Origin of the sequence: Streptomyces sp. CB00316 (assembly GCF_001905595.1) — a bacterium.
GTDB lineage: Bacteria > Actinomycetota > Actinomycetes > Streptomycetales > Streptomycetaceae > Streptomyces.
The window spans coordinates 34821-55784 of sequence record NZ_LIXI01000001.1; the positions used below are offsets into that span (position 1 = coordinate 34821).

Genomic DNA, 20964 nt, shown 5'->3' on the forward strand with positions numbered 1-20964 from the left:
GACCCGAACGGGTGAACGCGGGCCGTCCGTACCTCGCCCCCGGGACTACGCTCGGCTGCCATGCCCACCCGAGCTTCCGTGAAGCGGTACGTCCGCAGGCAGGTCATGCGGGCCGCGTACCGCACGGACCTCCACCGCCCGCTCGACCCGAACCTCGCCGTCTACGGCGCGTACTGGAACCGGGGCGTCGCCTGCAACCCCGCCGCCATCCACGCCAAGGCCCGCGAACTCGCCCCGCACATCAGGGGCGTGTGGGCCGTCTCCTCCCGGCACCGCGACCGGATGCCCCCGGGCGTTCCGTACGTCATCGAGGGCTCGCGCCCCTACTGGCGGGCGATGGCCACCGCCACGTACCTGGTCAACAACTCCAGCTTCCCCGGCGGCTTCACCAAACGCCCCGGCCAGCGCTACCTCCAGACCCACCACGGCACCCCGCTCAAGACCATGGGGCTGGACCAACGGGCCTACCCCGCCCTGGCGCGGAAGGCGGACTTCGCCAAGATCCTCGCCCACGTGGGCCAGTGGGACTTCAGCCTCTCCGCCAACCCGCACAGCACCGAGGTCTGGGACCGCGTCTACCCGGGGTCATACCAGCGGCTCGACCTCGGCTACCCCCGTAACGACGTCTACTCCACCGCCACCGCCGAGGACATCGCGAAGATCCGCGCCGAGCTCGGCATCCATGCGGACCAGACGGCCCTCCTCTACGCCCCGACCCACCGCGACTACCGAGAGGGCTTCGTCCCCGACCTCGACCCCGAGCACCTGGCCCGCGAACTCGGCCCCAAATACGCGGTGTTGGTGCGCGCCCACTATTTCTACGGCCGGTCCGCCGGGATCGGCGGCACACCGACCGGCCGGGTCCGGGACGTCACCGCGCATCCCCGGGTCGAAGAACTCTGCCTGGCCGCCGACGCGTTGATCACCGACTACTCGTCGCTGGCGTTCGACTACGCCTGCCTGGACCGCCCGATCGTCGTCCACGCCCCCGACTGGGACATCTACCGGTCCACGCGCGGCACCTACTTCGACCTGCTCTCCGGCCGGCCCGGCGACACCCCGGGCGCGGTCACCGCCACCTCCGACGAGCTGGTCGAGGTGTTCCGTACGGGGGAGTGGTGCTCGCCCGCGTCGGCCGCGCTGCGCACCGCGTTCCGGGAGCGGTTCTGCCCGTACGACGACGGGCACGCGGCGGAACGGGTCGTACGGCGGTTCTTCGGCGTCCCCTTTGCCCTACGCGGTCGTTGATTCCGACAGCTCACGTACACAGCGAGGTTGGGAGACGTCCGTGCACCGGTCCGCCTACGAACAGATGGAACTCTGCATCAAGGAGTATCTGCCGGTCGAAGGGCCCCCCGAAGGGCCTGCGTCCGGCACCTACCGGGTCGTCGACCTCGGCTCCCGCATCTCCGGCGGGCAGACCCGGACCCACCGGGCGCTCCTCGCCCGGCACCCCGTCGACTACTTCGGGGTCGACGTGCAGGACGGGCCCAACGTGGACGCCGTCATGAGGAAGCCGTACCGCATCCCCGCCCGCTCCAACAGCGCCGATGTCGTGCTCTCCGGGCAGGCGTTCGAGCACATCCCGTTCTTCTGGGCCTCCATGCTGGAGATCGCACGTGTTCTGAAGCCGGGCGGCCACGCCTTCATCACCGCGCCCTCGCGCGGCCATGTCCACGATGCCCAGGACTGCTGGCGCTACTACCCGGACGGGTTCCGCGCCCTGGCCGCTCACAGCCGGCTCGAACTCCGCGAGGCCTACACCGACTTCCCGCCGCGGAAGGGTATCTGGCACGACTACCGGGCCATCGACAGGAAGGCCGCCTACTGGGGCGACTCGGTGGGGGTCTTCCGCAAGCCGCGGCGTTATCCACGCCTGACGATGTTCGCCGTCCGGGAGCTGGCGGTGTGGTGGGCGAACCGGGTCGGTGGCGTGGACTCCGTCCCGCTGCCCCCGCCGCTCGACGGCCGGGAGCAGTGCGGGCGCCCGACGTCCGTGCCCGCGCAGGCATCCGAGACGGCCCCCGCGCTCGAACAGAATCCGCCCCGATCAATGGCAGGTTGACGAGAAGTGACATGCGACACAAGCCGCGCGTACTGTCCCGGGGCATGGCTTGGCGCAACGCCGTCAACGGCGTCCTTCAGCAGCTCACCGGATACCAGCTCAGGCGCGTGACGGTGCCCGCCGCCCGCACGGCCCCGGCCGAATCCCTCGCGGCCTCGACCCCCGCCCCGGCTCCCCCGAAGCCGGAGGCGAAGGAGCCCGCGGCCAAGAAGCCCCCGGCGAAGAAGCCCTCCCCGGCCTTCCCGGAGGACTACGACGACGAGGCCAGGGACATCATCCGGGCGGTCAAGCCCTACTCGATGACCTCGCCGGAGCGGCTCAACGCCTTCATCCTCGCCACCCGGTACATCGCCCGGCACAACATCCCGGGTGACATCGTCGAGTGCGGGGTCTGGCGCGGCGGCTCCATGCAGGCCTGCGCCAGGACCCTGCTCTCCGTCGGGGAGGACGAGCGCGAGCTGTACCTCTTCGACACGTACGAGGGCATGACCCCGCCCACCGCCGAGGACCTGCGGCGGGACGGCCGCCCGGCGCAGGAGCTGCTGGACGCCCAGGGCAAGGACCGGCCGATCTGGGCGGTCGCCTCGCTGGAGGACGTACAGGCCGGGTTCGGACACGTGCCCTACCCGAAGGAGCGCGTCCACTACGTGCAGGGACGGGTGGAGGACACGGTCCCCGGCCGGGCGCCCGAGCAGATCGCGATCCTGCGGCTCGACACCGACTGGTACGCCTCCACCAAGCACGAGCTGGAGCACCTCTACCCCCGGCTGGTCAGCGGCGGAGTGCTGCTGATCGACGACTACGGCTACTGGCAGGGGTCGCGGCAGGCCGTCGACGAGTTCCTCGACAAGACCGGTGAGCGGCTGCTGCTGCTCCGCATGGACGAGGGCCGGATCGCCGTCAAGCCCTGACACCCGCCCCGCCCCCTCACGCACACGGCAGCAGCGAGCCCCGTGCCCTTCCCGGTGCGGGGCTCGACCGTGTCGCGGGCGCGCCCCCGCACGCGAGAACCCGCCCTCCATGTCACCCGAATGGCTCCTCTCGGGTGACCGGTCCCCGTGGAGCGGGTTGTGCACCGTGGCCCCTCATATCCCCCTTGATGGTCATCCCCCAATGTCGTCCGCCCGGAAGGATCGTGCGCTGCGATGGCACCCCGTCTCACCGTCGTCGTCCCCCTCTACAACGTCGAGGAGTACCTCGGTGCCTGCTTGACCTCGCTCGCCGAACAGACCATGGCGGACCTGGAGGTCGTCCTCGTCGACGACGGCTCCACGGACGACGGGCCCGCTCTGGCACAGGAGTTCGCCGATCGCGACCCCCGGTTCCGGCTGATCCGGCAGGAGAACGCCGGCCTCGGCGCGGCCCGTAACGCCGGGGTCCGTGAGGCCGATCCGAAGGGCGAGTTCCTCACGTTCGTCGACAGCGACGACGTCGTGCCCCCCGGTGCGTACGCCCGGATGCTCGCCGAACTCGACAGTTCGGGCTCCGACTTCGCGACCGGCAACGTGCTGCGGCTGCGGGCGAACGGGGCGCTCGAACAGTCCCCGATGTTCCGCAAGCCGATGGAGAGGGCCCGCCCCGCCACCCACGTCACCCGGGACTGGATCCTGCTGGGCGACCGCATCGCCTGCAACAAGGTGTTCCGCCGCACCTTCTGGGACGAGCACGCCTTCACCTTCCCGACGGGCGTGCTGTACGAGGACATCGCCGTCGTCCTGCCCGCCCACTTCCTGGCCCGCTCGGTCGACGTCGTCGAGGAGCCCGTCTACCACTGGCGCGACCGCGACGGCTCGATCACCACCCGGCGGGCCGTCCCCCAGGGCATCCGCGACCGGGTCACCGCCGTCACCACCGTCAGCCGCTTCCTCGCCGACCGGGACGGGATGGCCGAGGCCAAGCGGCGCTACGACGCGCACGCGCTCTCCGGCGACCTGTGGCTGTTCATCGAGGCGCTGCCGGACGGCGACGAGGAGTTCCACAAGGCCTTCCTCGACCACGCGGGAGCTTTCGCCGCCACCATCGCCCCCGATGTCTTCGCCGGTCTGCCGCTGGACCTGCGGGTCAAGTGGCAGCTCATCCGGGAGCGCCGGACCGCCGAACTCCTCGCGCTGCTCGCGGAGGAGAAGACGGACCGGGACGCCTTCCACGTACGCGGACTCCTCCGCCCCCGCGCCCACCACCCCGCCGTCCGCGACCCGCTGCCGCCCGCCACCACCGCGCTCGCCCCCGCCGACCTCCCCGTCCACGCCCACCTCACCGAGGCCGTGTGGCGGGACGGGCTGCTCCGGCTGACCGGATACGCCTACGTGCGCAACGCCCCGGGCGGGCCCCCGCGGCTCGGCTGGCTGCGGTCCGGGAGGCGGCTGATCCCGCTGCGCCTGCGCCCCGTCGGCGGCGACGAGGCCACCGCCCGGTCCGGGCGCTCCCTGCACCGGTACGAGCGCGCCGGATTCGAGGCCGTCGTTGATCCGCGCGCGATCACCGCCCGGGGAAACGGGGCCCGTACGACCTGGAAGCTGGAGGCCGCCCTCTTCGGCGCGGGCCGCGTCCGCCGGGGCCCGATGCGACTCACCGGCACCCCCGCTCCGCCCGCCGCCCTGTACACCGACGAGCGGACCCGGGTCGTCCCCGTCCTCTCCGGCAACAAGCTGGAGCTGCGCACCGAACGCGTCGCCGCCGTCCTCACCGGACAGTCGGCGGTCGACGACGACGCCCTGCGCCTGGAAGTGAAGGTCCTCGACGACGACGGGCCCGTCGCCCTGCGGCTTACCGAGTGGCGCACCAAGGAGACCCAGGAGTTCGCCCTGCGCGGCTCGCTGGGCTTTCGCGCCGCCGAGATCCCGCTGAGTGCGTTCCGCGGCGAGGACGAGATCTGGGGTGTGCAACTGGTCGGCGGGAAGGGGAGTTTGACCGTCGCCGCCCGGACCGACGCCGAGGACGGCCGCTACCCGCTCCCCGGCGGACGTGAGCTGTACGCGGCCCCCAACCCGTCCGGCGACCTCGTCCTCACCGACCGGGCCGTGCAGCCCGTCGTCGCCTCCGTGCAGTGGGCCGAGGGCGGAAAGCTGGTCCTCGAAGGCGCCTTCCCGGAGCGGTCGGGCACCATCGGCGAGTTGGTGCTGCGGCACAGCGGACACCGCGAAGAGGTCACGGCGGACGTGGAGTTGGCGGAGGGTGGCCACTTCCGGGCCGTCCTCCGCCCTGCCGCCGTCGACGGACCGGGCGGGCCCCTGCCGCTCGCCGAGGGGCGCTGGTACCTCTTCCTCCGCGAGCCGGGCGAGCGCGACCCCGACGCGTACCGGCCGCTGCGCCTGGCCACCCCCCTCCACGCCACGCTCCCCCTCCAACAGGAGTCGGTTAAAAGGCCCTTCACCCTCCAGAGGCGCTACCACGACCGCCTCGTCGTGGAGTCGGGCAGCGCCCTGCCGGTCACCGAGCAGGGCCCGTACGGGCAGCGGATCCAGCGCGAGCGGTACGCCGCACTCCGCGCCGCCGACCGGGGCCGGTTGCGCCAGGCCGTCCTCTACTCCAGCTTCGACGGCCGCCAGTTCTCCGACTCGCCCCGCGCGATCCACCGCGAACTGGTCTCCCGGGAACTCGACATCGAGCACCTCTGGGTCGTCCGCGACCAGCAGGCGGCCGTGCCCGAGGGGGTCCGCCCCATCGCCCTGCACAGCGCCGAGTGGCACGAGGCGCTCGCACGGAGCCGCTGGGTCGTCACCAACACCCACCTGCCCCGGTGGTTCGAGCGGTCAGAGGGGCAGTGTGTCGTCCAGACCTGGCACGGCACCCCGCTCAAGCGCATCGGCCGCGACCTCGCGGGCACCCCGCACGCGGATGCCGCCTACATGGCCTCCATGGAGCAGCGGTCCGCCCAGTGGAGCGTGCTCGTCTCCCCGAACAGCTTCTCCACCCCCGTCCTGCGCCGCGCCTTCGGCTACTCGGGCGAGGTGCTGGAGTCCGGCTACCCGCGCAACGACCTGCTGTACGCGCCCGACCGGGCGAAGGTCGCCGCCGCCGTACGGGAGCGGCTCGCGATCCCCGAGGGGCGGCGCGTCGTCCTGTACGCCCCCACCTGGCGCGAGGACCGGCCCCGGCAGGGCGGGCGGTACGACCCGGACCTGCGACTCGGCCCGGACCAGGCCCGCGAGGCGCTCGGCGACGACCACGTCCTCCTGGTGCGCCGCCACTACCTCGTCGGCGGCAGCGTCCCCGACACCGACTTCGTGCGGGACGTCTCGCGCCACCCGGACGTCGCCGAACTCCTGCTGATCAGCGATGTCCTGGTCACCGACTACTCCTCGATCATGTTCGACTTCGCGCAGACCGGCCGCCCGATGCTCTTCCACACCTACGACCTGGCCCACTACCGGGACACCCTGCGCGGCTTCTGCTTCGACTTCGAGCATCGGGCGCCCGGGCCCCTGATCCCCGACTCCGCGGGCGTCGTGGCCGCCCTGCGCGACCCGGAGGCCGCCGTCGCGGGTCACCGGGAGGCGTACGAGCGGTTCCGGGAGGCGTTCTGCGATCTCGACGACGGGAGCGCGGCCGCGCAGGTCGTCGACCGGATGCTCAAGGACGGCTCCGGGGCTGAGCAGAACGACCCGGGGCGGCAGGGGGCGCGGTCATGACCGACTTCAGCTGTGTGATCACCAGCGGCGGGGACACCGAAGGGGCAGGTGGCGCCGACGCCCTGCGCGCCTCCGTCGCGTCCGTCCTCGGCCAGTCACTGCGCGGCGCCGAGGCCGTCGTCGTCCTCGCCGCCGGCGTCAGCGCGCCCACCCGCACCGCCGCCCGCGCCCTGGCCGACAGCTCCCCCGGCCGGGTCCGCCTGATCCGCCCCGACCCGGCCGCCCGCACCACCGGCGCCCTGCGCAACGCGGGCCTGGACGCGGCGACCGGGCGGTACGTCCTGGTGCTCACCCCTGGCGAGCGCCTCCACCGCCACGCCTGCCGCAACCTCTGGCAGGCGGGCGAGCGCAGCCGCGCCGACCTGGTCGCCGGGCGGTGGAGCCGGACCGTGGGCGAGGGAGGCAAGGAACAGGAGCCGCCGTGGCAGGACGAGCTGTACGCCCGCTCCCGTACCGTCGCCCGGTTCGCCGACGCACCCGGGCTCGTCGTCCGGGACGCCCTGGTGACCGGCTTCTGCCTGCGCCGGGAGGCGGCCCGGCGCCACGGGCTGCGGTACGAGGAGGACCTGGCGCACGGCGAGATCCTCTTCGGCCCCCTCGCCGCCGCGGCCGTCGGCCGGATCGCCCTGGTGCGGCGGCTGATCGTGACCGGCCGGGCCGTACCCGACCGGGCCCGCGACCTCACCGCCCTGGTGGAGGCCCACCGCAGGGTCGCCGCCGCCCTGGACGCCCACGGGCTGCCCGCGCTGCGCGAGGAACGGGAGCGGGCCTTCGTACGGGAGCATCTGGTGCCGCTGGCCCGCTCCTTCCCCCGGCTCCCCGCCGCCCGCCGCGCCCGCGTCGCAGCCACGGCCGCCCGCGTCCTGACCGCTCCCGTGCCGCGGGAGCTGCCGCCGCTGGAGCGGGTCGCGGCCACCCTGCTGGCCCGGGGCGACGCGGAGGGCGTCCTGACGGCGGCGTACGCGCTGAGCCGGCCCGTCACCGTCTGCGCCCCGGTCGTCACGGGCGAGGGCGGGCGGGTGGAGTGGGACGACCGCTGCCCCGTCGACGTCACCGAACTCGGCTACCAGTACCGGGAGTTCGGCGCGGCCCGGCTGATGAACCGGCTCACCCGCTGCACCGCCGAAGAGGGCCGGCTGCTGCTGGAGGGCCGCCTCGTGCTGCCCCCGCGCACCGCCCCCGACGCCCCCTTCACCGCCACCCTGGAGTTCCGGGCCCGGGGCGGGGCGCGCGCCGTCGTGTTCTCGGTGGACGACGTACGCCGCGACGGGAACGGGGTCACTTGGGGGGCGCGCGCCGATGTCGCCCGCCTCCTGCGCCCCCTCGGCGTCCGCGACACGGCCTGGGACGCGCGGCTGATCCTCGAAGCGGGAGGGATCCGGTCCGTCAGCGACCTCTTCGCCCCGCAGGACCTGGTGGAAGGGGCGGTACGGTTCACCGCCCGGCCCCGGCTCGGGCAGCTCGCCGGAGACACCTGGGAGCCCTACATCACCCTCAAGGACCACCTGGCCCTCCGCCTCACCGCCCGCCGCCGCCCGGCCCGGACCACCCGCCGCCTGGTGCGGTACGCCACCCACTTCCGCCCCGCCCGCAAGGCGAAGCTCCTCGTCCGCGCCCTGCGCAAGCGGCTGGACCGCTACCGCTCCCGGGGCTTCAAGACGGCCGCCTACAACACCTGGCTCACCCGCCTCCCCGTGCGCCGGGGCTCCGTCGTCCTCGAGAGCCACATGGGCCGCTGCTACGGCGACAGCCCGCGCGCCCTCCACGAGGAGATCCGCCGCCAGGGGCTGAAGCTCCGCTCCACCTGGTCCTACGACACATCCCCGGCCGGCTTCCCGGACGACGCCCGCCTGGTACGCCGCTGGTCCTGGCGGTACCTGTGGGCGCTGGCCCGCGCCGAGTACTGGGTCGACAACCAGGGCTTCCCGCAAGCCCTGCGCAAGCCCGCCCGCACCACCTACCTCCAGACCTGGCACGGCTCCGCGTACAAGAGGATGGGCTTCGACGAGACCCGCGTACGCCTTCAGGACGCCCTCCAGCGCGAACGCCTCCAGCAGGCCGTCCACCGCTTCGACCACTTCCTCGTCCGCTCCGAGCACGACGTGGCCACCCTGGCCCGCGCCTACCGCCTCCCCGAGGACCGGCTCCTGCGCACCGGCTACCCGCGCAACGACGCCCTGATCGCGGAGCGCGCCCGCACCGAGACCGAGGGGCGGCTGCCGCGCCCGCCGCTGGCCGGGGCGCTGGGGATCGACGACCACAGGAAGGTCGTCCTCTACGCGCCGACGTTCCGGGGCGGCCCGGCGGGCGGGAAACAGGCCAGACGCCGACTGCTCCTGGACGTAAGGGAGTTCGCCGATCGGTTCGGGGACATGTACACCCTCCTCGTCCGGGCGCACTACCTGGAGGCCGCCCGGCTCCCCGTCTGCCCGCCCGGCACGGTGATCGACGTCTCGCGCCACCACGACGTCAGCGAGGTCCTGGCCCTGGCCGACGTGCTGGTCACCGACTACTCGTCGATCATGTTCGACTTCGCGCTGCTGGACCGGCCCGTCATCCTGTACGCCCCCGACCTCGACACGTACGCCGCCGAGCGCGGCAGCTACTTCGACCTGCGGGAGAAGGCGCCGGGCCCGGTGGTCGCGACGCAGGAGGAACTCTTCGCCGAACTGGCCGAGGTGAAGAAGTCCGACATCCGGCACGCCCCGCAACGGGCCGCCTTCGCCCAGGAGTTCGGCGCCTACGACCGAGGCGACGCCGCCCGCCGGGTCGTCGCCGCGGTGTTCTCCCCGCAGGGCGCCTCCCGCACCACCGACCACCACCGCCAGGGGGCCGGCCGATGAGCCGCGACATCTTCATCGTCTCCAACAGCACCGACGAACTCGGCGGTGTCACCGCCTGGACGCACCAGACCGCCCGCCTCTTCACCGAGCAGGGCCACCGTGTCCACACCGTCGGCATCCACGCCTCCGACCGGAAGATGGCCCTGCCCGCCGAGCCCGGCCACCCCGTCACCGCGCTCTACCCGGCCCACCCGCCGACCCCCTGGACGCCCCACGGCATCCGGGACCGCCTCCGAATCCCCACCCGGCGCCGGGAGGCGGCCCGGGTCGCGGAGAAGCGGCGGGCCGTCGCGCGGCTCTCGGAGCTCTTCGCCGCCGCCCGGCCCGGCGCGGTCGTCGTCGTCACCCAGGTCTGGGCGATGGAGTGGGTCGGGCAGGCCCACACCACCGGGCTGCGGGTCATCGGGATGAGCCACGAGTCCTACGACTACTCCCGCGCTAGCCACCGCTACCGCTGGATCAAGAACCACTACAAGGACATCGACCACTGGCTCGTCCTCACCGAGGAGGACGCCGACCGGTGGGCGGGCGACGGCTTCGACAACGTCGGCTTCCTCCCCAACGCGCTCGCCCGTCTGCCCCACGTCCCCTCCCCGCGCACCGCGAAGACCGTGGCGAGCATCGGCCGCCTCACCGACCAGAAGGGCATCGACCTCCTCCTCGACACCTGGGCCCTGGTCGCCCCGCAGCGACCCGACTGGCGGCTGCGCCTGTACGGGACGGGCGAGGACGAGGCGGCGCTGAAGGCCCGGTGCTCGGACCTCGGACTCGACGGGTCCGTGGAGTGGATGGGCCGTACGGACGACGTGGAGGCGGCCCTCGCGGGCGCCTCCGTCTTCGTCCAGTCCTCCCGGGGCGAGGGCTTCCCGCTGGCGCTCCTGGAGGCGATGGCCAGCGGGGTGCCGTGCGCCGCCTTCGACTGCGCGCCCGGGGTCCGCGAGATCGTCCGGGACGGCGAGGACGGGCTCCTCGCCCCCGCCGGGGACACCGCCGCCCTCGCCGACCGGCTGCTCCGGCTGACCGGCAACCCCCGGCTGCGGGACGCGCTGGGGGCCCGGGCACGGTCCGGAGCCCAGCGGTTCTCCGAGCCGGAGGTGGGGCGGCGCTGGGAGGAGCTGTTCGCTTTCCTGGAGCGGTGAGTGGGGGCCAGCTCAGCCCTGGGGCACCCGCGCCCCCGCCGGGTTTAGCTGCGCCGGGAGAACCGCCCGCCGGGCGGAGGGCGGGACGGGCAGCGGCAGCCCGTCCGTCTCCCCGAGGAAGACCCGCCGCACCACGCGCTCGGCCGCGTTCCCGTCGTCGTACGGGCAGAAGCGGGCCCGGAACGCCGCCCGCAGCTGGGTCGAGCGCGAGCCCCGCCAGTGGTCCGTGGCGAAGATGTCGAACAGCTCGTCCTGACTGCGTGCGACGACGCCGGGAGGGAACGACGTGATGTCGAAGTAGGTTCCCCGGGCCGCCTCGTACGCCTCGATGTCGTCCAGATGCAGGACCACGGGGCGGTCCAGGCTGACGTAGTCGAACATCAGTGACGCGTAGTCCGTGATCAGCGCGTCCGAGGCGAGCGCCGGCGTCTCCAGGGAGGGGTGGCCGGTGACGTCGATGATCCGGCGATGCCCCGTACGGTTGCCGTTGCCGTTGCCGTAGCCGCTCCGGGTGCGGGGCGCGCGGTCCAGGATCACGAACTGCGGTCCCAGCACCCGGATGAGCTGCTCCAGATCCAGGGCGGGCCGCTGCACGCGGCGGTAGTCGCGGTGGGCCGGTGCGTACAGGAGGGCCGTGGCGCCCGCCGGGATACCGAGCGTCTCGCGCAGCCGGGCCACGTCGGCGGGCCCGGCGCGGTGGTAGACGTCGTTGCGCGGGGAGCCGTACTCCAGCGTCGTGTACCCGGACGGGTAGGCCCGCTCCCGTACGAGGGTGGAGTGCGGGTTGGCGGAGAGGGCGAAGTCCCACCGGTCGACATCGCGCAGCACCTGCTCGAAGTCGGTGTCACGGGCGGCGGCGGGCCGGTCCAGGAGATCGGTGCCGACGGTCCTGAGCGGGGTGCCGCGGTGGGTCTGGAGGAGGATCTGGCCGCGCCGCTTCACCAGCTGGCGGTCGAAGGCGACGTCGTTCACGAGGTACGTGGAGCGGGCGAGGGCGCTCCAGTACGCGAAGGTGCCGGGCGCGAGGGTGCGGGTGGCGGGCGGCACGGTGTGGGCGTGGAGGGGGTCGCAGATCCACGCGGTCCGCAGCCCCGGGACCAGGTCGCGCGCCTTCGCCTCGATCGCGGCCGGGCTGCCCGCGTACGCCCCGCCCCCGTGGGCGGCGAACACCGCGTCCCGGGGGCGCAGCGGCAGCCGGAGCTGGACGCGGTAGTGCGCCCGGAGCGCCGCGCTCCGCACCGCCCGGCGCAGGGCGGCCGCGCCGCGCCGCAGCCTGTCGCCGATCCGCCGGCTCGCCGCCAGGGACCGGTAGGTGCGGCGCGCGCCCAGCCGCAGCAGGCCGTGGCGGAGCCGGGTGCGGCGGGGGGCCGGGGCGCCGGGGGTGCGGTAGCGGCGGCAGGAGGCGGTGGCCCGGCGGAAGAAGGCGGCGCGGCTGGGGTGGGGCAGCCGGTCGGGGGAGGCGTGGACGGCGCAGAAGTGGTCGAGCATCCGGCGGAACAACACCGGTCGCCAGAAGTCGAGTTCGGGGCGGGCGTCGAGGAAGGCGAAGACCCGGTCGTACTGGTCGAAGATGTCGAAGTGCTTCTCGCTGGTGGTGGAGAGGATGTTGCCGCGCCGCCGCTGCCGGTAGGAGACGCAGACCGCGTCCAGGACCGCGATCGACCCGGCGGACATCAGCACCGGGTAGGTCCAGGGGGTGTCCTCGTAGTAGCCGGGCGGGAAGGTGAACCCCTCGGCCTCGACGAAGGAACGGCGGTACGCCTTGTTCCAGACCACCATGAGGAGGTGGAGCAGCTCGGGGCGGTCGGCCAGCCGGAAGGAGGCGGGGCCGCGCTCGTCGAGCCGGTCCGCGAGGACGTTGCGTACGCTCCGGCCCGACCAGTACGTCCGCGCGTAGTCGTACATCAGGACATCGGGGTCGCCGGTCGCCCCGATCCGGTCGGCGATGGCCTGGAGGGACTTCGGGAGGAGGGTGTCGTCACCGTCCAGGAAGATCAGGTAGTCGCCGCTCGCCCGTTCCATACCCGCGTTGCGGGCCGGTCCGAGGCCGGAGTTGCGGGGGAGGTGGAGCGCGGTGACGCGGGGGTCGCGGCGGGCGTACTCGTCGGCGATCGGGCCACAGGCGTCCGGGGAGCAGTCGTCGACCACGACGATCTCGAAGTCCTCGAAGGACTGGCTCAGCACGGAATCCAGACACGCGTGCAGATACGCCTGGACCCGGAAGGCGGGCACGATGACAGTGAACCGGGGCACTACACATCCATGGGTCGTTCGCGGGAACCAGGTGGCCCGCAAACGTCGGATGGAATGACAGGGTTACGCCGGGCGTGGCATTTGGGCGAAGTGCGCGCCGAAACGGCCCGGTTCCGGGGGACCGGGCCGTTTCGGGTTGACGTACGGCTTTACGTGCCGTCGTACGTGAGGGTGGTGCTACGGGTGTTACTTGACCGCCCCCGCCATGACGCCCGAGACGAACTGCCGCTGGAAGGCGAAGAACACCACCAGTGGGATCACCATCGACACGAAGGCGCCGGGCGCCAGGACGTCGATGTTGTTGCCGAACTGGCGTACCTGCTGCTGGAGCGCCACGGTGATCGGCGGCGAGTCGGAGCCCGCGAAGATCAGTGCCACCAGCATGTCGTTCCACACCCACAGGAACTGGAAGATCCCGAGCGAGGCGATCGCCGGACCGCCCAGCGGCATCACGACCCGGGTGAAGAGACGGATCTCGCCCGCCCCGTCGAGCCGTGCGGCCTCCAGCAGTTCGCGCGGGATCTCCGCGAAGAAGTTCCGCAGCAGGAAGATCGCGAACGGCAGCCCGAAGGCCGTGTGGAAGAGGACCACCCCGAGCGTCGTCTCGAAGATCCCGATGGTGCCGAAGAGTTCGGAGACCGGGATCAGGGCGACCTGGACGGGGACCACGAGCAATCCGACGACCAGCAGGAACCACCAGTCGCGGCCGGGGAAGTCCATCCAGGCGAAGGCGTACCCGGCGAGTGAACCGATCACCACCACCAGGACGGTGGACGGCACGGTGATCATGATCGTGCTGAGGAGGGATCCGGTGATCGTCGAATTGTCCAGCAGCCGCTGGTAGTTGTCGAAGGTCAGCTCGGAGGGAGCGGTGAAGACCTTCCACCAGCCGGTGGCCGCGATGTCCGCGGGTCCGCGGAGCGAGGAGAGGAAGAGGCCGATCGTCGGCATGATCCAGAACAGAGCGACCAGGATCAGGAAGACCCGCATCACCCCGCCGCCGAGGCGCGCCGCGATCCGGGCGCCGAGGGACTGCTCGGCCTTGAGTCTCGTGGGCGTACTCATCGCCGCGCCTCCTTCCGCATCCGCCGGACATTGCTGTGTCTTCCCGGGGGGCGACCCCCGGGCCCCCGGCCGGGAGGTGCCGCGGGGTGGGCCAGGTTTGTCATCGCCGCGCCTCCTTCCGCATCCGCCGGACATTGAAGAGCATCACCGGCAGCACCAGCAGCAGCAGGAGCACCGCGATGGCGCTGCCGACGCCCAGGTCGGCGTCCGTGCCGAACGAGGACCGGTACAGCTGGAGGGCCAGGACGTTGGCGTCGTCCTGGCTGGAGCCCGGCGCGATGATGAAGACCAGGTCGAAGACCTTCAGCACGTTGATCATCAACGTCACCAGCACCACCGCCAGGACCGGGGCCAGCATCGGCACGGTGATCCTTCGGAACACCTGCCACTCGTTGGCGCCGTCCACCCGCGCGGCCTCGAGGAGCTCGCGCGGCAGACCGGCCAGACCGGCCGCGATCAGCACCATCGCGAACCCCGCCCACATCCACACGTAACTCCCGATGATCCCGGGCGTCACGAGGGACGGGCCGAGCCAGTCGACGCCGTTGTAGGGCTCGCGGAAGTTGTCGGCGGGCAGGCGCAGTTGGGCCCCGTCCGCCGATGCGGGCAGGGTGAACACCCCGTCGGCCCCGGCGGTCGCGGTGGCGACGACCTTGCCGTCCCTGACCGCCTCGACCTTCAGGCCCTTCAGGCCCAGCTCCTCCGGGTCGACGACATTGGGCTTACCACCGCCGCCCCGGGTGAAGTCCAGCCAGGCCGTGCCGGTGATCTGGTCCCCGTCCGCCGCCGGGGCCGCCTTCGCCGGGCGGGCGTCGCCGGGCATCTTGGCCGGGGCGACGCCGACCAGCGGCACCTGGACGGCTTCGCCGACCCGTACCGGCTCCTTGGAGACGTACGATCCGCCCTCACCCTTCTCCAGCGGGTGCACGGGCAGGGGGCGCGCCTTGGGGAAGCCGGCCGACTCGTTGAACGTGTCGTGCACGCTCACCGCGACGGCGTTGGCCACCCCGCGCTCGGGCGCCTGGTCGTAGACGAGGCGGAAGATGATGCCCGCCGCCAGCATCGAGATCGCCATCGGCATGAAGACGATCAGCTTGAACGCCGTACCCCAGCGGATCCGTTCGGTCAGGACGGCGAAGATCAGGCCGAGCGCGGTGGCGACGGTCGGGGCGAACACCACCCAGATCGCGTTGTTCTTCACCGCGGTCAGGATCGTGTCGTCGGTGAAGAGCGTCTTGTAGTTGTCGATCCCGGCGAAGCCCGTGCCGGCCTGGTCGAAGAACGACCGGTAGACCGAGTAGCCGATCGGATAGAGCACCAGCGCGCCGAGCAGCACCAGCGCGGGCAGCAGGAACGCCGCCGCGATGACGCGGCGGGTGCCGGTCACGCTCCTGCCCGCGGGCTTCGGTGACGGGCGCGGGTCCGTGTCCGCGGAGGCGGAGGGCGCCGGACCGGCGCCCTCCGTGTTCGTGGTGGCCACCGCGTCAGCTCTTGTACGCCTTGGCCGCTTCGGACTCCAGCTTCTGCTGGGCCCCCGCGACATCCTTCGGGTCCTTCAGGAAGTCCTGGAGGATCTTCCACTCACCCTTCCCGGGCGTTCCGCCGAACGACTGCGGGGCCTGGTCGGACATGTCGAAGCGGACGTCGTCACCGGCCGCGACGAGCGCCTCGGCCATCGTGCGCTGCACGTCGTTGGGGTACGCGGCCGGGTCCAGGCTCTTGTTCGGCGAGATGAACCCGCCCGCCTCGGCCCAGATCTTCGCCGCGTCCGCCGAGGCCAGCCAGGTCAGCAGCGCCTGGGCGCCCTTGCTGTCCTTCAGCGCCACGGCCGCGTCGCCACCGGTCACCACGGGAGAGTCCGCGCCGACCGCCGGGAACGGGAAGACCTTCGCGTCCGTACCGATCTTCGCCTCGGTCTGCGCGATGTTGATGGAGACGAAGTCGCCCTCGAAGACCATGGCGCCCTTGGGCTGGTCGCCGCCGGTGAACGTCTGGGTCACCGAGGTCGGGAACTCCGTCTGGAGCGCCCCGTCGGCGCCGCCCGCGATCAGCTCCGGCTTGCCGAACAGCTCGGCGAGGGTGGTCAGCGCGTCCTTGACGGACGGGTCCGTCCACGGGATCTCGTGCTTCGCGAGCTGGTCGTACTTCTCCGGGCCCGCCTGGGAGAGGTAGACGTTCTCGAACCAGTCGGTGAGCGTCCAGCCGTCGGCGCCCGCGACGGAGACCGGGGTGACACCGGAGGCGGAGATGGTCTCCGCGGTGGTGATGAAGTCCTTCCAGGTCTTCGGCTCGGCCGCGCCCGCGTTGTCGAAGGCCGCCGCGTTGTACCAGATCAGGGACTTGTTGGCGGCCTTGAAGTACACGCCGTACTGGGTGCCGTCCACCGCCCCGAGGTCCTGCCAGACCTGGGCGTAGTTCTTCGTCAGCTGGGCCTTCGCCTCGTCGCCGACCGGCTTGGCCCACTTCTTGGCCACCGCCTGCTGGATGGCGCCGACCTGCGGGATCATCGCGACGTCCGGGGGCTGGCCGCCCGCGATCTTCGTACCGAGGAAGTTGACGATGGGGTCCTGGGCCGGGACGAAGGTGACCTTCGCGCCCGTACGCTTCTCGAACTCGCTCAGCACCTTGGTGAAGTTGGCCTGCTCGGGTCCTGTCCAGACCGCGGCGACGGAGATGTTCTCCCCGTCCAGCTTCGGCAGGGTGACGGTGGGGGCGCTGTCTGTGCCCTTGTCCGTCCCGCCGCCCGACTTCTTCGACCCGCCGCCGTCCCCGCAGCCGGTCAGCGCCAGAGCGCCGACCGCCGTGAAGACGAGTGCGGCCCTGCGTATGGAAAGGGTTGTACGCATTCCTGTCCTGTCTCTTCCGTACGCGCCCGACCGCGTCGTCGTCGCCCGGGCTGCGTCGTCCGTGCGCACAGTCCTACGCCCGGTGCACGGCCCCCGCAATACCGCCGTCCGGCCCAACAGAGTGATCGTGATGGGCTCGTGACGTCCTATCAGCAGATGCGCGCGGATGCGGCGGAATGAGGTGAGGGACGGGCGGGCAGGGGCAGGAGTGTCAGGTCGGGCGTGTGTCGCCGGGCGGTGGGCGGACGGGGGCAGGGTCTCGTCGGGTTCACGTCGGACTCGGGGTCAGCGGCTCGTCAGGTCCACGGCCTCACGTCGGGAACGGGATCAGCGGGGGCAGGCGCTCGGCGTTCACCGAGCGGGCCGCGCGCTCCAGGGCGCTGGCGAGCAGGGCCAGGTCCGTCGGCCCGTTGCCCAGCTCGCGGACCGGTCGGCGGGTCGGCGGATCGCCCATCCGCTCCCACTCCAGCGGGACGACGGTGGGCCGCAGCGTCGCCGTACGCGGGATGCGGCCCGTGACCCGGCCCCCCTGGAACGGGGTCACCCGGCCGTCCGGATGCCCCAGCCGGCCCCGGCCCGGGGCCGGTTCGTCCGGGGACGGCGGCAGGACCGGCGCGTCCAGCACGATGCGCAGCCTCGCCCCCCGGGCCAGCTCGGTGTCCTCCGTGCGGTCCGGGCGCGCCGAGGTGGCGACCAGGTGCACCCCGAGCCGGCCGCCGTCCCGGGCCACGGCCTCCAGCGCCCGCACCACGGAACCGGCGGCGGGGCGACCGGGGCTGCCGAGTCCCGGAGCGACCAGTGCGTCGAAGTCGTCGGCGAGCACGACCAGGCGCGGCAGGGGGGAGGGGCCCGGGTCCGACGCCCGCGCGGTGACCTGGCGCAGCCGCAGGGTGCCGCTGGCCGGGGAGTCCAGGTCGCCCCGGCGCTCGGCGCCGCTCGGCGGACGCTGTCCCACGATGCGCCGGGACTCCTCCTGCTGGGCCGCTTCCGCGTGCCGGGCGTGCCAGGCGGCGAAGTCCAGCGGGCCGAGCAGCTCGGCGCGGCGCTTCAGCTCGCCGCCCAGGGCCTGCGCGAACTCCCGCATCCGGACCGGGTCGGAGGCGACGAGATGGGTGAAGACGTGCGGCAGCTCCGTACAGGGGAGCAGCCCCGGTGCTGAGCCGCCGCGCTCCTCGGGCTTTCCGCCGGCGCCGTCGACCAGCAGGATGCCGAGCCGGTCGGGCCGGGCGGAGGAGGCGAGCGAGGCCGCGATGGCCCGCAGCAGCTCGGTGCGCCCGCTGCCCGCTGGGCCCTCGATGAGGAGGTGTGGGCCCTCGTCGGCGAGATCGACGCAGAGGGCGCCCCGGGGGCCGGCCCCGAGCACGAGCACGGGCCGCCCGGCGTGCACGGCCTGCGGTGTCCGGCCCGCCTCGGCCTCGCCATCCTGCGGGCCGACCCGGGGCGTGGCGCGGGAGGGGTACGGCGTACGCCCCGAGTCCTCGGCTCCCGCTCCCGGATACCGCGTACGGCCCGAGTCCCGGTCGCCGGCCGACGGGTACGGCGTGCCTACCGGGCCCCGGGCCTCCTGGGAGCGGTGGCCGTCGCCCGCCGAGCGCTGGGGGCCGACGCGGGGGCCCGTGCTCAGCGTGCGGCCCGAGTCCCGGTCGCCGGCCGACGGGTACGGCGTCCGGACCGAGCCGGGGGTCTCCCGGTCCGCCCGGGACGGGGGAACGGCGGTGGTGGCCCGGGGCACCGAGGCGCCCGGCTGGTGCTCCGCCGTGGAGGCCCAGCGGGCCATCAGCGACGCCGGGGTGGCGCGGGCCAGGCCCAGCTCGTCGAGCAGCCGGGCCGAGGGCGGCAGCGCCGCCGTCGTCGGGCGGCCCGCGAGTGCGGCCGAGCCCTCGTCGCGCAGGGGCGCCAGCGCCCGCCCGAACCGCTCGGCCCAGGCCGCCGACACCGCGTCCACCGCGGCCACCGTGCCGTGGCCCGCCGCCTGACCGCCCGCCGTGCGCAGCAGGCGCAGCGCCGTCGCCACGTCGCCGCTGAGCATCGCGACCGCCCCGCACTCGCGGAAGGCGATGGAGGCCCGGCAGGCGGCGTCGTACGTGGCGGCCACCGGGGAGGTGGGGGAGGCGGCCGGGGTCTCGGCCAGGCAGATCAGATGGATGCCCGCCGCCGCCCCGGCACCGGCCAGCCGGGCCGTCGTCTCGCGCAGCGCCGCCGTACCCGGGTCGCCGTCCAGGATGACCACCGTGTGCGAGCCCGTGTGCGCGCGGGCCGCGTCCGCGACCTCGGTGTGGTCCAGGTTCGGCCAGCCGGTACCGAGCGGGCCATCGTCGAGGCGGCGGACCAGCTCGGCCGTGCGGGCGGCCGCCTGCTCACGGTCGTACGCGAGGAGGAGTCGGCAGTCCTGCCCGTGCATCGGGCGCAGATGCGGCAGCCACCCCAGCCAGGACCACTCGCGCCGCCGCTCCTCCAGGGAGCGGGCGCGGTCCGCGGAGATGAGCACGATCTCCAGGTCGAAGGGGGAGTGCAGCGCGGCGAGCTGCGCCACCGTGGCGCGGGCGAGCCCCGCCAGCCGGGCGCGCGGCCCGGCGAGACCCAGCGAACCGGCCTCCCGCAGCCCCACCGTCACCGGCACCGACGGCACATCGGCCCGGTCGGTCGTCCCGAGCCGCACCACCAGCGCCTCCGGGTGCCCGTCGTGGCGCTCCCACAGCCGGGGCCCGGGGCCCAGCGCGGTCAGCAGCACGGCCGCCGGATCCGGCCAGGTGCCCTCGGGCGCGGACGGCACGGCGGAGAAGGGGGACTGGGGCGAGGCGGGGGAGGCGAGGTGCCCCCCGGAGTCACCGAAGGAACCGGCGGAGGCGAAGGGGGAGGGGGAGGCATACGGGTCGGGGCCCGGGGCCTCCGGGGGGTGGGCGTGACCGGACGGGGCGGCCCCCGCCTCCGGCCATGGGCCCCGGCCCGGCTGCTCGGCGCCCGGCGCCTGCTCGCCCCTACTGCCGCCACCGCCCTTGAGCCGCCGGGCCCAGGCGCCTATCCCCCCACGCCGGGGCGCCTCACCGGTACGGAACGGCTCCTGGCCGCCGCCACCGAACGGCTCCTGGCCGCCGCGACCGACCCGCTCCTGGCCGCTCGCCCGCGGGCCCGCCGGATCGAACGGCTCACGCCCACCCGCGCCGCCTTCCGGGAACTGCTCCCGGCCGCCGTGGGCGTGCTGCCGCGCGGCAGCCTCGGGGGAGCCGGGACCGCGGCCGTGACCCTGGCCCTCGTACCCCACCGGCTGCGGGCGGGGGGCGTCGGACGACGGGCCCCCGTACGCGGGGTCCGGCGCGTGCGGCTCCGTCTCGACGCGGCTCACCCGCAGGTGGCCCTCGCCGTCCGGGGCCGTCGGGAGCGTCACCGTACGCGAGCCGGCCGTGAGCCGGAGGGCCGATTCGCCGAGCCGCAACAGGGCGCCGGACGGGAAGCGGACAGGCCGGTCGCGGACCTCCGCGCCGTCCAGGGTTGTGCCGTTCGTCGAGCCGAGGTCGGCGACCGAGACCCGGCCGTCCTCGGAGACCGTCACCGCGCAGTGCAGCCGGGACACGTCCGGGTCGTCCAGCGGGACGTCGGCCTCGGCGGAGCGGCCGATCCGGATCTGCCCGCCGTGCAGCAGATGGACCCCGCCCGCGTCCGGCCCGGCGACCACGTGGAGCTGGGCCGGAACGGTGTCGTCCGTCGCCTCGTCCTCGCCGGGGACCTGGAGCGAGAGGACCGCCCCGTCCACCAGCGGCGGCTCACCGAGGGCGATGCGCTGGGAGTCCAGCCGCTCCCGCCCGGCGAAGAGCACCGCCGCCCCGCCGCCCTGGGAGCCCTCGGGCCCGGAGACGGCCTGGGCCAGGCCGGAGGCGACAGCGGCCAGCGCCGTCCCCGCGGGGGCGGTGACGAGCACGTCGCAGGCGCGCGCCGGGGTCTGGCCGCTGCGCGGCGCGAGGACGGTCAGCCGGATCTGCATCGCCGTCGGCGGTCCCTTCTGCGCGGGGTGCCCGGCAGGGGAAAGGCCCTGTGATTCCCCCCACCCGGCACGGACAGGTCGTCCGTACAGGTCGTCACGGACCCCGGGCTCCCGACCCGTCAGATCCGTCCTTGGAGGCATCC

General features: G+C 73.6%; 11 protein-coding genes. 6 read left to right on the forward strand and 5 right to left on the reverse strand.

What is annotated here, in order from left to right:
- Positions 1–60: 60 nt before the first annotated feature.
- The 6 genes from AMK21_RS00130 (at position 61) to AMK21_RS00155 (ending at position 10678) form a co-directional block, all read left to right on the forward strand.
- The gene (locus AMK21_RS00130) at positions 61–1248 is read left to right on the forward strand and encodes a CDP-glycerol glycerophosphotransferase family protein (protein ID WP_073872759.1); all 1188 of its coding nucleotides are present in this window, start codon (positions 61–63) and stop codon (positions 1246–1248) included.
- Positions 1249–1288: 40 nt separating this feature from the next.
- Positions 1289–2065 carry a methyltransferase domain-containing protein gene (locus AMK21_RS00135; protein WP_073872762.1) on the forward strand — a complete coding sequence of 259 codons (777 nt, stop codon included), beginning with the start codon at positions 1289–1291 and terminating at the stop codon, positions 2063–2065.
- 11 nt (positions 2066–2076) lie between these two features.
- Positions 2077–2976 carry a TylF/MycF/NovP-related O-methyltransferase gene (locus AMK21_RS00140; RefSeq protein WP_199863074.1) on the forward strand — a complete coding sequence of 300 codons (900 nt, stop codon included), beginning with the start codon at positions 2077–2079 and terminating at the stop codon, positions 2974–2976.
- Between the two features lie 234 nt (positions 2977–3210).
- Positions 3211–6696, forward strand: coding sequence for a bifunctional glycosyltransferase/CDP-glycerol:glycerophosphate glycerophosphotransferase (locus tag AMK21_RS00145; protein WP_073872766.1), 3486 nt, complete (start codon positions 3211–3213; stop codon positions 6694–6696).
- Positions 6693–9539 (forward strand): bifunctional glycosyltransferase/CDP-glycerol:glycerophosphate glycerophosphotransferase, encoded by a 2847-nt coding sequence (locus AMK21_RS00150; protein ID WP_073872770.1) that lies wholly within the window; start codon positions 6693–6695, stop codon positions 9537–9539. Before AMK21_RS00145 ends, AMK21_RS00150 begins: the two co-directional genes overlap by 4 nt.
- Entirely contained in the window at positions 9536–10678 is a 1143-nt protein-coding gene (locus AMK21_RS00155; RefSeq protein ID WP_073872774.1) for a glycosyltransferase, read from the forward strand. Before AMK21_RS00150 ends, AMK21_RS00155 begins: the two co-directional genes overlap by 4 nt.
- Positions 10679–10690: 12 nt before the next feature.
- Here the strand turns inward: AMK21_RS00155 and AMK21_RS00160 are convergent, their stop codons facing one another.
- The 5 genes from AMK21_RS00160 to AMK21_RS00180 all read right to left on the reverse strand — a co-directional run bounded on the left by AMK21_RS00160 (position 10691) and on the right by AMK21_RS00180 (position 20821).
- Entirely contained in the window at positions 10691–12931 is a 2241-nt protein-coding gene (locus AMK21_RS00160) for a bifunctional glycosyltransferase/CDP-glycerol:glycerophosphate glycerophosphotransferase (RefSeq protein WP_073872778.1), read from the reverse strand.
- Positions 12932–13117: 186 nt separating this feature from the next.
- The gene (locus AMK21_RS00165) at positions 13118–13996 is read right to left on the reverse strand and encodes a carbohydrate ABC transporter permease (RefSeq protein ID WP_073872781.1); all 879 of its coding nucleotides are present in this window, start codon (positions 13994–13996) and stop codon (positions 13118–13120) included.
- A gap of 100 nt (positions 13997–14096) precedes the next feature.
- Complete coding sequence (locus AMK21_RS00170) at positions 14097–15383, reverse strand: carbohydrate ABC transporter permease (protein WP_073874163.1); 1287 nt, start codon at positions 15381–15383, stop codon at positions 14097–14099.
- 97 nt (positions 15384–15480) lie between these two features.
- Positions 15481–16842 carry an ABC transporter substrate-binding protein gene (locus AMK21_RS00175; RefSeq protein ID WP_073872785.1) on the reverse strand — a complete coding sequence of 454 codons (1362 nt, stop codon included), beginning with the start codon at positions 16840–16842 and terminating at the stop codon, positions 15481–15483.
- 310 nt (positions 16843–17152) lie between these two features.
- Entirely contained in the window at positions 17153–20821 is a 3669-nt protein-coding gene (locus AMK21_RS00180) for an FHA domain-containing protein (RefSeq protein ID WP_073872789.1), read from the reverse strand.
- Between the last annotated feature and the right edge of the window lie 143 nt (positions 20822–20964).

Bases quoted from the DNA above. Each gene is read 5' to 3' on its own strand.
- AMK21_RS00130 (WP_073872759.1), top strand. From the start codon at position 61: ATGCCCACCCGAGCTTCCGTGAAGCGGTACGTCCGCAGGCAGGTCATG.
- AMK21_RS00140 (WP_199863074.1), top strand. From the start codon at position 2,077: ATGCGACACAAGCCGCGCGTACTGTCCCGGGGCATGGCTTGGCGCAAC.
- AMK21_RS00145 (WP_073872766.1), top strand. From the start codon at position 3,211: ATGGCACCCCGTCTCACCGTCGTCGTCCCCCTCTACAACGTCGAGGAG.
- AMK21_RS00150 (WP_073872770.1), top strand. From the start codon at position 6,693: ATGACCGACTTCAGCTGTGTGATCACCAGCGGCGGGGACACCGAAGGG.
- AMK21_RS00155 (WP_073872774.1), top strand. From the start codon at position 9,536: ATGAGCCGCGACATCTTCATCGTCTCCAACAGCACCGACGAACTCGGC.
- AMK21_RS00165 (WP_073872781.1), bottom strand. From the start codon at position 13,996: ATGAGTACGCCCACGAGACTCAAGGCCGAGCAGTCCCTCGGCGCCCGG.
- AMK21_RS00175 (WP_073872785.1), bottom strand. From the start codon at position 16,842: ATGCGTACAACCCTTTCCATACGCAGGGCCGCACTCGTCTTCACGGCG.
- AMK21_RS00180 (WP_073872789.1), bottom strand. From the start codon at position 20,821: ATGCAGATCCGGCTGACCGTCCTCGCGCCGCGCAGCGGCCAGACCCCG.